Genomic DNA, 10,181 nt, shown 5'->3' with positions numbered 1-10,181 from the left:
CCCGACCGATCCACATCCTGAAACATGGACGTCGAGCCGTCAGCACCGTTCGGCACGGCGCACAGCATTTGAACGATGCCCTGCGCTGGAAACCAGAATGACTGGTGACCTTTCTGGAGGCGATCATCAGCCCTTTTCAGCGTCAGGAGCAGTAAAAAATGAAGTTGTCATCTACTGAGGTGGCCCCCGGTGGACGAGCGGCGGGAGCAGGGTGGAGGTCTGACCCTGTTGGAACAGAGTCTGCGCGGTCTTCAGGCTGGCCGCATCCTCGGCGACCTCAACGATGTTGGTCTGCTCATCCAGGCCAAACAGCCCGCGTTTCATGGCCTCCTGGAAAAGCGGCTGCGCGCGCGCCACATTGTCAGGAATCAGATGATGCAGCTGACTATGTCCATTCGCCCCGTTCAGGACTTTCCTGAACCCCTGGGCGTACATGCTCGCCATCCGGTAGCCGGGCGTGAAGGAGGGCTCATCGAAGGTCACACCTTTGCTGTCCACCTTGCGCGTCAGGGTGAGCCGCCCAGGCAGGTCGAAGTCCACCTTGCCATTCTTGATCACCAGCAGTGGCACCTTGCCGGCGTCTTCGCCAGGCAGATACAGGTACTCCACAGTCTTGCCGTTGAACGGCAACTTGGCATACAGGTACCCGAGCGGTGGCGCGTCCGGGTTGACCGTACTGCCGATCACGCCCTTGACCGCATTGAAGTTGGGGTATTTCCAGTACAGCGCCTCAATGATGTCCGCTTTGTTCGTCAGCACGGTCTTGACGGGCAGACCCGCAGCGTCCAAAACCTTCTTCCCCGCTTTGCGCAGTACCGCTCCCAGGCTGACCTGTTGGGATGGGGCGGTAAAGGTCAACCCGTTTGCTGCCGCCAGTTGCGGACTCATCCCGGGTGGCGGCCACTTGACCTGTACCTTGTCGAGCATCGCCATGGCTTTGCGGCCCGCCTCGCTGATCCAGCCAAACTTGCTGCTCAGGAAGGCCATCACCTTGCCTGCCTTGGCGGCTTTGAGCACCAGCCCCGCGATGGGAATGAAGGTCGTCAGGATCTCGGTGGCCACGTACCCGATGACCTGGCCCCGGTATTCCCAGGCTTTCAGGGGGTTCTTGTTGTCCCACCCAGCCTTGAACTCAGCCACGAGGAGGTTGGCGACCTGCTTGAGCCCGCCCTCCACTAGGAAGGTGTAGATCTCCCCGATCTTGGCCATGAGGTTCCCCTGCAGTGCAGTCTGAATGACGTTGTAGATGGCCCTGATGATGCTGATAGGTAATTTCACCAGGTCCACTAGGCCGACCAGGGCGTCCCAGAGGTTTTTCAAAACGCCCACCTGCATGCCGGTCATGAAAGCGCCGGTATACAGCGCCTGTTCCCCGGCGGTGCCAAAGGTTCGCCGGGTGGTGTCGATGACCCCTTTGCTGAAGCTGCAACTCGGCACCTTGATCTTGGCCGCCGCCGCCGGGCTGGGCAGCCAGAAGGGTGTCACGCCCTTCAGCTGAATCCCATTGGCGTCACGGCCGGCGGTGATCGCCGTGAGGGTGGTCTCCACCGCGCCTTCCAGAAAGCCCTGGTACTTCGGGTTGGTCACTTTGAAGGCTTCGGGTTTGTTGACGGCCCGCAGCACGTTGGTGAAGTACCTGGCGTCCTGCCTGAATTCGGTAGCGCCGTACTGGGCAGCGATCACCTTGAACACGCCTTCGCCTTCCTGGGGCACGTAAAACTTCAGGTTGGCGTCCCCGGCCAGGGCTGTCGGGGGAATCTTGAGGTGGCTGGCAGGTACCCAGCCCTGCAGGTCAGAAGGGGTGCGGACTGCGTACAGCCCCCGCTTGGGCTCATAGCGCAGCAACTGAAGGCGGGTAGTGTTCGGAAGTTTGCTCAGCACGTTGCCCTGGGGGGTCTCCCGCAGGAAGACGCCGCCGTCCTTGGTCTGCCACACGAACCCAATGGGCGCGGGCGGCGGTTGACCTGTACCGAGCGTCTGAAGCAGTGGGGGAGTTTCACTGGCTCCTGTGACCCGTCGTTGGAGAGTATGGGTCCGTTGTTCCGGCTCGGTGTTCCGGTAGAGCCATACCCAGGAGATGCACATGGTCTGGTCAAGCCCTATGGGCTTGACCAGACTTTCCCGGACCATCAGGTCACGGACCTGCCGCCCATCCTCGAGTTTTCGGGTGCAGCGCACCCCGACCACAATGTCCAGACCTCGTGCGAGCACGCCGCGAATGAACTCGGCACTCTCGAAGCCCCCGTCTGCATGCAGACGGGGCCGACGGTTGCCCTTCAGTAACGTGGCCGGGACGGTCCGGAGCAACTTCAGGGCGAGTTGGGCGGGGGACGCCTTGCCCTTCCCTCGCCAGATTTGAAAAGCCCAAGGGAGGCGCAGCTCCCCGCAGCACAGGTACAGCACGACCAGGTGGACCCCCCGGACGCCGTGGGAGGTGTGGACCCAATCGGCCAGTTCAGCGAACTGGCCGGTCTTTTCCAAGCTCGTCAGGTCGACCAGCAGYTCCAGCCGGGGACGCTGATGGGGTGACGCTCGCCACCAGTCCTGCGCGGTCTTGAGGGCGTGCCGACGCAACACCCGGCAGAGGTGCCGGGTGTCCCAGCCKGCGTGGTTGAGAAAGCGGCTGAGGGCCGAGGGGGACTTGACMGTGGCCCGTTCCGGCAGCGGTCGGCCGGAACCATCYAACAGCAGGTCGAGGAAGACCTCGAAGGACTCCCGATGCTGCTTGCGGGARAAGCAGGGCAGGATGTCAGAATAGAGCCGTCTGGAACGCAGTTCTTTTGGGTTCACACCCCACTATGGGGCCAAAAGTGCGTTCCAGACGGCTTTTCCCAAAACTGCAAGATGTCAGTCGAGCTACCTGCGGGACTGGACGGTCGCCAACTATACGGATGATGCTGTCGCGGGCATCAGTCCCGCGTACCAGCACTTGAGTTGGAACTACCGCTCGATGTTTACGGCGCTCAACGGGAGCTACCAGCTTGCTCCTCGTGTGCTGACCGCTGGCACTGCTCTGACATTGGGGTATCAGCCGTACTCGACCAGTTATCTCAGGACAGGAGTCAGTGCGGGTACAACCGGGTCGATGCTGTTGCGCGCGCCGGCAGGCGTCGTCAGCTCGAACAACTTCTCCTACTCGGTCGTGCGTACGAAGTAAGCTCACGGGCGGGCGCTCAGGCGCTCACATCCAGGCCTATGAGATGGTGATGGGGCGGGTGGCCCCCTAGGCTGGGCAGCGTGGGTTCTCGTGACCCTTCCAATATCCAAAATGCTGGGTCGCGTTATATCTGCTCCAGCCCGTTGTGCTCAAGAGGCAGCATGACGAAAAAATCCGTAGGCAGCAAGACCGCCGGAGCGCTGACCAAGGGCAATAGGTCGCCCAAACCCAGCTCGTACAAGTCGCTGACAAGATCAGCCTGAGCAAGAAACAGATGAGCGCGCTGCTAGACAGCACGGTCGAGGCCGTGCGCGTTGGCAAGACCGTGGGCTTGCCCGGCTGAGGCACCCTGAGCGTCAAGGCCACGGCCGCCCGCACAGGCGTGAAGCTCGGCGCGAGCGAGAAGATCCAAATCCTGGTCGGCAAGAAGGTCGACCTCGGTCTGGGCCTGGGCGTGCGCGGTCGCCAGGACCAGGGCGGGCAGGTCGCCGCGCTTGAGCTCTCCGGCGTGGCAGCCTCACAGGGCACCTACCTTCAGGCCACGTTTGCCAGGGCAGATGCCCATGCTCGTGCCGGCGCTTCCGGTGGTGCTGGTGAGGGCCGTCACGAGAGGACCGCCTCTCCAGAGGCGCCCCACTGGGCCGCACTGGAAAAGACCAAGCCTCCCGGTAAGACTGTGAAGATGAACGCTTCCACATGGCGTGCGGATCACCTTGAACAGGAAGCGGAGTTCGCTTGGCGGCAGTACGTTGCGCTCGTCCAGTCGTGGGTCGCCCAAGGTCGGCTGAGTCCCGAAGCGGGTGCATACGCTGCTGATCCGTGCGCCAAGGAGGTCTGGACCCGGGCGTACCAGAGAGCCAGGAGACGGGCTCTGAGATTCACCGAACCCGAGGGCCTCAATCCATTGGACGGGGCTTGGTGACGCCTCAGTTCCCACAGGTGGCTGACGTGCTGGGACCCACGAGAGGGGACATGGAACCTGATCTGCTGTCTCCTGCCTTGTCTCTCCCTTAACGACGACAGGTCAGCACATGTTCCGGACCCGCAGGGGCTATATGAAAGTGCATGTTGCCTCCTGAGAAGCTGGGTCAATGGCGCCGGTTGCTGGGAGAAGAGGGCTGCGAGTTGTGGGCTGCGACCCGCACCATGGATCAGCTGCGCTTCGGAGCTGCGGCAGCGACTCAACTGACCCTGCTCAACACGGGTTCGGTGCCCCTGCGCATTCAGGACATCGAAGTCAATTGGTTGATCGCGAGCACCAGTTTTCACTGGTACCGCCCCGGTGTGGTGGAACCCGGAGGGCGTTGGACCCTTCTGGATGAGCGGAGCTTCGATGTGCTGATGGCCCTGACGCGTCAGCGTCAACGGCGTGGGTTTGGGATGGAGGGCACCGTGCACCAGGTCGTGGTGCATCTGGATGAACCCCGGCCCCTGCACTTGGCCTTCGAGGTGTCCTGGGGGTTTGCGACGCCGGGCTAAGACATGGGTTTTTTCCTGCCGGGGTTGGAAGACGCTGGCGCGACGCATTAACCCACCCCCTGGAAGCGGTAGACGCAGCGGGCGCCGTGGCTGGCAGGGATGGCGTGGGCGCGGCCGGTGTCGACCAGGTGCCAGAGCACGGCACTGGCGGTCGGCCAGCGGCTGCCGCTGCGAGTTCAGGCCTCGGGGTGGGTGAGGCCGTCCGGCGCGGCCTGGAGGCCTGGAGCAGCAGCTCGGGCGTGCACTTCCGGCTGCCGTCAGACCCGGACATTAGGAGGCCGCTGGGGTAAGGAGGAAGGACGCGGCGAGGTCGAGCATGGGGTCGCCCTCTGGGGCGGGATACTGAAGGGAGGCGAAACATGAAAGTCCAAGTTCAAGCGAAGCAGTTGCTCTACACGGGTGAACTGGTGAATGGCGGGGAGGATGGACAACTCGGCGAAACCCTGCGTCTGGAGGCAGGATTTAGTCGAGTGGTCGTCCTGAAGAACGCAGTGGCGGTGGGGTTGGGAGGAACACGGCGACACACCCTGCTGGTGATTGACGGTGCCGAAGTTCTGTCCATTGGGATTCCTGACGAGGAAGCGGATTCGGCGGCCGAGGCGACGGACGCGGAGAGCAGGCGACAGGAGGCGCAACGTCGGGAGGCCAATCGGCCCCGCTCGTAAACCTGAGCCGTGATGCGCTCCCGGAGGGCATCCACTCGCTGCAAAAGAGGCGATGTGGCGCTCGTGGACCTGCTGGCGCTTGTGCAGGTCCTGCGCCGACCCCATGCAGATCCGGCCGGTGCTCCGGCGCTAGACCGCGTACACCCCAGCAGCAGGAATACGCCTACTCCAGCGCCAAGGAGATGCAATACGGGTGGCCGGGCGAGTGGGCAGGGCCTTTTGGGCGTAGGGTGACCCATGTTGACGAAGAAACCGCAAGTGATTCAGCAGCAGAGTCTGACCCGGAAAGGTTGCGCTGAATTGACCGCTTCGTTCCTGGACAAGGACCGTTACCGCTACAGACAGGGCGCGGCGCTGACCGTCGAGTTGCACAACAGAGGTGACCTTGCTTTTAAGGTCCTGGGCGTCAATGTGGCCTGGAGAGACAATGCTGGTGCCCCGCAATCTCTGCAGCTGCCCTGGGCGGGAAAGCTTGCCCCTAGAGGGACATGGACGTTGTTGGACCCGCGGAGCTATCTGCTGTTGCGTGGGTTCGCCCGGCAAGGCGATAGGCATGAGTTTGGGCGGGGCAAGGTGGTCCACGACGTGACCGTGCGGTTGGATGACGGAGGACCAGTGTTCTTGCCGTTTCAGGTGTGTTGGGGGTTTGCGACGCCCGCGCGTGAGTTTGGGTTTTTCCTGCCTGCACTGGCCTGAGTGATCCACAGGCGACGGGACCTGGACGGGCTCGGCACCAGAAGTGGCGTTAAGGTTGAGGTTTGTCAGGCTGCGGAATAAGCGTTTCGTAAAGATTGCAATATGCAACTGAACCAGCCCGTCTTGTTCGATGCCGCCACCGTTACTGCCTGGACCGCCTACCAAGCGTTCGTCGGTCGGCTGGTCGAAACGCAGCAGGTCACGCACGAAGTGGGCGAGCGGCTGTGCGGCATTCTGGGTCGGGACAAGTGGCATCAGGGCTACCGCCGCGAACAGACCGGAGCACGAACCGAGCCCACCCGCGTTGCTGTTTAAGGGACGCCCTAGCACGTTGCCAGGGCAGGAAATGCCCTGTAGGAGACGAGTGTCATGACGTACATAGCGCCCCGCTACACCCCACTGAGCACCGCAGCACCCAACCTTCAGCTGGAGTCGATGGCGATGGAAATGCTGCTCCTGCGTGTGCGGCTGGGTCTGGCTTCTGGAGAACCCCGGAGTCTTTTGCTACTGGGGTTGCGTCAGCTGCTGACCGGGTTCCGGGACAGTGCGATGCCCCAGATGAAGTTCGAGAACCTGGAACGCTGGGTGGAGTACCAGTTCCGCGATTTGCTGGACTGAGGCTTGACCTTGCAAAGAGGCTGAGGAGTGAGGCCTTTGCTGCTCGGACACGGCGTGCAGCTGCCCCTGCACAGGCTCGGAAGGCGTGGTACAACCGGAGCCGTGAAGCTCAGTCCAGTGCCCGTGCAAGTGTTCAACTTGCTGTATGGACTGGGACTGATCCTGACGGTCCTGAGCCTGCTCTGGAGCTCCTTTGCGGGCAATCGCCGCTGTGATTCCTGGTGGGTCTGGGGATCACCAACTTTGGTGCAGCGGGTCAGGTGCAGGCTTGTGGGAACCGGTTGATCAGGGGTCTAAGTTTCACAGTTGGGGTGTTCTGCTTCGTCGCGTTGCTGATTGGGCTGTTGTGCCTGCGGCACCTCGCTATGGTGAGCGAGTTGAGTGCTGAGCCACGTACGCCTGAACGCGCCGCTCGTACCCCTTGCGCTGATCGGATTGCTCGTGCGTACCGCGAGCCCTGCCGTGTTGAGTGTCAGCGTCCCGCCCCGCTACGGTCGAGGGTGTATAGGACTGGCGCCACTGGGACTTGGATGACCTCATTGGACTTGAGGACGACTCGTCGCCTCTCAACCTATGCAGGCGACCAGAGCACTGACTGAACAGGACCTGTATTGGCCCAGCTTCTCTCTTCGTCGGTCTAACCGCATTTTTCTCGCACGTTCTCCAGCGGGGCGCGTGGGGCCCTGCTGACCATGGGGGCTTCCTGGTGTAATCGGCGAAAGGAAGACCTAACATCCACGCGCAACTGGCAAGACATCAGGACAAAACAAGCGTACTGATCTCTTCCATCTTCACTGGGACGCAACGATCTAGCCAATAAGGATCACGCGTGCCTCGTCTCAGAAGGACTAAGCCTCAGCACTTGACACTAATGGGGGTGTTCTCGCGGATATGTACACATTGCTGGATACGTTTCCAGAGCATGAATGAGCACCACGCTTGCCCGATAAACTCCTGATCGGCGATCACCATAGCCCATTGACGGGTGCGGAGCACGTCGAGCAGCCGAACCACTAGGAGGATGCGGCCAGCCGTACAACTGTTTCCCTGATGCGGCACCCAGATACTGCCCTTTGTCATGCTGCAATGCGTCTAGGGCGTCATTTCTTGGCAAGTGTCAGGTGCTGAGAGCATGACCAAATGAATCTCGTGGACCTCCTTATCGACGCGAAGGAACAGCAGTGGGTTGGCGTCCCATTTCTGGGATGCTGGTGAGATCGATACTCAGCCGCAGGCGTGGACAATGTTTCAGATCATGTTCCTCCTTCTTGATCCATATGAAGATGACCTGACGTGCCCCACGCTCGTTCGCCCGCCACTCACCTCATCATAAGGGATGAATTTTCCCGGCTTGGTCGTCATCGGTGGCTCTGCCGGGGCATTGCCCGCCCTGCTCGACCTCGTCCCCACTCTTCCCGCAACTTTCTCAGCGCCTATCCTCTTAACCGTCCACACACCCGCAGACCAGCCCAGCGCTTTGCCACAGATTCTCAGCCAGGCCGGCCCACTCCCTGCGCGCCACGCTCGGCAAGGTGACCTCCTCGAACCAGGGGTCATCTTCGTCGCTCCGCCCAACCACCATCTTCTTGTCGTCGGTCATCACCTTCATCTCTCACAGGGCCCTAAAGAAAATCATGCCCGGCCCGCCATCGATGTGCTCTTTCGCTCGGCCGCTCAAGCATATGAGGCGCGAGTGATCGGTGTACTCCTGAGCGGCAGGCTTAACGATGGCAGTTCTGGCCTCTGGACCATTGAGCAACTGGGGGGCTATGCCCTTATTCAACACCCGGAGGAAGCCGAGGCCCCTGAAATGCTTTTGAATGCTCTACGCCAGGTCGCGGTTAAGGACATCCTGCCAGCACGGGAGATCGGCCTACGTCTGGTCGAGTTGTTGAACCACCGCCCCTATTCAGGAGGTCCACCTCCGATGAATGATGACCAACGTCAACGGCTGCAGGCCGAAATTCAGGTGAGTGCGGGACACGGGACCTTCGAGAAGGGAGTGCGCGTCATGGGGTCCCCTTCCCTCCTGACCTGTCCCGAATGTCATGGGGTGCTGGGACAGATTGAGGAAGCGGGGCTGACCCGCTACCGCTGTCACACTGGACATGCGTTCACGGCCGAGGTCCTGCTCGCGGAGCTGGGGGAAGCGACAGAGGCTGCGTTGTGGAGTGCGGCAAGACTCTTGGATGAGCAGGTACTGTTACTGGATCAGTTGAGTCAGAGTATTCAGCTTGATGGGACGCTTGAAGCTGGGCGATGGGTCAAGGCACGACGGCTGGAGGCACGAAGCAACATATTGCGCCAGTTCATCCAACATCCAGAGGAAGAGGGCGCGCTGACTTTGGCGTCAATTCCAGGAAGATTTTAGGTTGTGAGTTGATCGCGGCCGACTGATGCACTATCGCCAGCCTCATCCCTGTTCGCGGAACGTTTCCTGCTAGTGCCTGCGCTGAAACGTCCCGCATAACTGATCCACAGAGTTGAAAGATTAGATCACAGCACTACGCTTCTGCGCCATCGGTCTCTAGTTCGTTCGAGCTCTTGCGCGCTGCACGGGTCATCGTAGACGAGCTGGTCGTCCAGCCTACGCGGTTTCCAGGTCTTCAGTTGCTCCTCCAAGCTGTTGCCCAGCGAGCGTATCCGTGTCGCGCTCCTTGAGCTTGAGGCGACTGAGCTTGCCGCGCAGCACCTCCAGCGTGTACTCGCCTTCGCCGAACAGCGAAGCGTCCAGGCTCTTGGGCAGCTCAATGACGAGCGCGTGCCGCTCTGCGTCGTACTGTACGTCCACCTTCCCTCGGGCGTGTCGTTCCTTGAGCGCCTCAAGCTTCTTGGGGGTGGTGTTCAGGAACCCCCCGCGGCGCCGGCCACTGTCCCGGAGCGTGACGACTTCCCCCGCTTTGGGCAGCGCCACGTCGTGCCGCGTGTCTAGGTAGCCCGCGAGCGTGTTCCGGGGCCGGACATCCCCGTGCGTGAGGAGGATCTTGCCAGGCCGGTACCGGGCAATCATGCCCAGCAGGCCGCCCTGGTCCGCATGGGCTGAGAGGTAGAAACGTTCCACCCGGGCATAGGCGGGCACGGGCTCACGGCCCCCACGTCCGTTCGGCAGAAGCACGTCACCGCCCTGCTGCAACTCCAGCAGCCGGCGCCCTGGCGACTCAGCATCCTGGTAGCCCACGACGAACAGGGCATTGCTCGCCTCCGGAAGCCACGCCCGCGCGTAGATTGGACTGGCCCCCGCGTGCAGCATCCCACTCGACGCCACGACGACCGCCGGACCGTCCGACGCCAGGATGCGCTCGCGGTCCCGGCGATCCCCGACAAGCGTCACGGTGCCCCCCAAGAAGATGGGTTGCCCACTGGACTTCCGACGATTCTGTAAGGCCTGGGGCAGGAGGGGCAGCAACTCCTCGTAGGTCTGCGTCATCTGCCGAGTCAGCCCATCGAGGTACAGGGGCACGCTGGGCAGCAGGCCACTGGCCATGCTCGTCTGGAGGATCTGGGTGATCTCCTGCGCCCGACCGAGCGCGAACGAGGGGATTAGGAAGTTGTACGGTGCATCCAGA

8 protein-coding genes and 2 pseudogenes are annotated in these 10,181 nt (G+C 61.8%); 7 read left to right on the top strand and 3 right to left on the bottom strand.

The annotated features are described in order from the left end of the window. A pseudogene (locus ASF71_RS25275) lies at positions 1-178 on the top strand (IS4 family transposase); the annotation flags it as partial. Here ASF71_RS25275 and ASF71_RS15085 read toward each other — a convergent pair. Further along, positions 172-2,790, bottom strand: coding sequence for a transposase (locus tag ASF71_RS15085; protein ID WP_056301820.1), 2,619 nt, complete (start codon positions 2,788-2,790; stop codon positions 172-174). The pseudogene ASF71_RS25275 and the gene ASF71_RS15085 sit on opposite strands and share 7 nt — an antisense overlap. Before the next feature lie 1,432 nt (positions 2,791-4,222). Here ASF71_RS15085 and ASF71_RS15075 point away from each other — a divergent pair. The 5 genes from ASF71_RS15075 (at position 4,223) to ASF71_RS15055 (ending at position 6,615) form a co-directional block, all read left to right on the top strand. Beyond that, a complete protein-coding gene (locus ASF71_RS15075) occupies positions 4,223-4,636 on the top strand; it encodes a hypothetical protein (RefSeq protein ID WP_156372861.1) in 414 nt (137 codons plus the stop codon). Positions 4,637-4,995: 359 nt separating this feature from the next. Next, positions 4,996-5,301, top strand: coding sequence for a hypothetical protein (locus ASF71_RS15070; RefSeq protein ID WP_056301814.1), 306 nt, complete (start codon positions 4,996-4,998; stop codon positions 5,299-5,301). Positions 5,302-5,538: 237 nt separating this feature from the next. Further along, positions 5,539-5,997, top strand: coding sequence for a hypothetical protein (locus tag ASF71_RS15065; protein ID WP_056301811.1), 459 nt, complete (start codon positions 5,539-5,541; stop codon positions 5,995-5,997). Between the two features lie 102 nt (positions 5,998-6,099). After that, on the top strand, positions 6,100-6,312 hold the full coding sequence (locus ASF71_RS15060; protein ID WP_056301809.1) for a hypothetical protein: 213 nt from the start codon (positions 6,100-6,102) through the stop codon (positions 6,310-6,312). Between the two features lie 54 nt (positions 6,313-6,366). After that, on the top strand, positions 6,367-6,615 hold the full coding sequence (locus tag ASF71_RS15055) for a hypothetical protein (RefSeq protein WP_056301807.1): 249 nt from the start codon (positions 6,367-6,369) through the stop codon (positions 6,613-6,615). Between the two features lie 870 nt (positions 6,616-7,485). Here ASF71_RS15055 and ASF71_RS15050 read toward each other — a convergent pair. Next, a pseudogene (locus ASF71_RS15050) lies at positions 7,486-7,680 on the bottom strand (IS4 family transposase); the annotation flags it as partial. A gap of 271 nt (positions 7,681-7,951) precedes the next feature. Between ASF71_RS15050 and ASF71_RS15045 the strand changes: the two are divergent. Beyond that, entirely contained in the window at positions 7,952-8,986 is a 1,035-nt protein-coding gene (locus ASF71_RS15045) for a chemotaxis protein CheB (RefSeq protein WP_056301803.1), read from the top strand. Positions 8,987-9,202: 216 nt separating this feature from the next. On the opposite strand, the gene ASF71_RS15040 is transcribed toward ASF71_RS15045, so the two are convergent. Then, a partial coding sequence (locus tag ASF71_RS15040; RefSeq protein ID WP_304437955.1) for an MBL fold metallo-hydrolase RNA specificity domain-containing protein occupies positions 9,203-10,181 on the bottom strand: 979 nt, incomplete at its 5' end.

Origin of the sequence: Deinococcus sp. Leaf326 (assembly GCF_001424185.1) — a bacterium.
GTDB lineage: Bacteria > Deinococcota > Deinococci > Deinococcales > Deinococcaceae > Deinococcus.
This window is presented reverse-complemented; position numbering and strand designations above follow the sequence as displayed.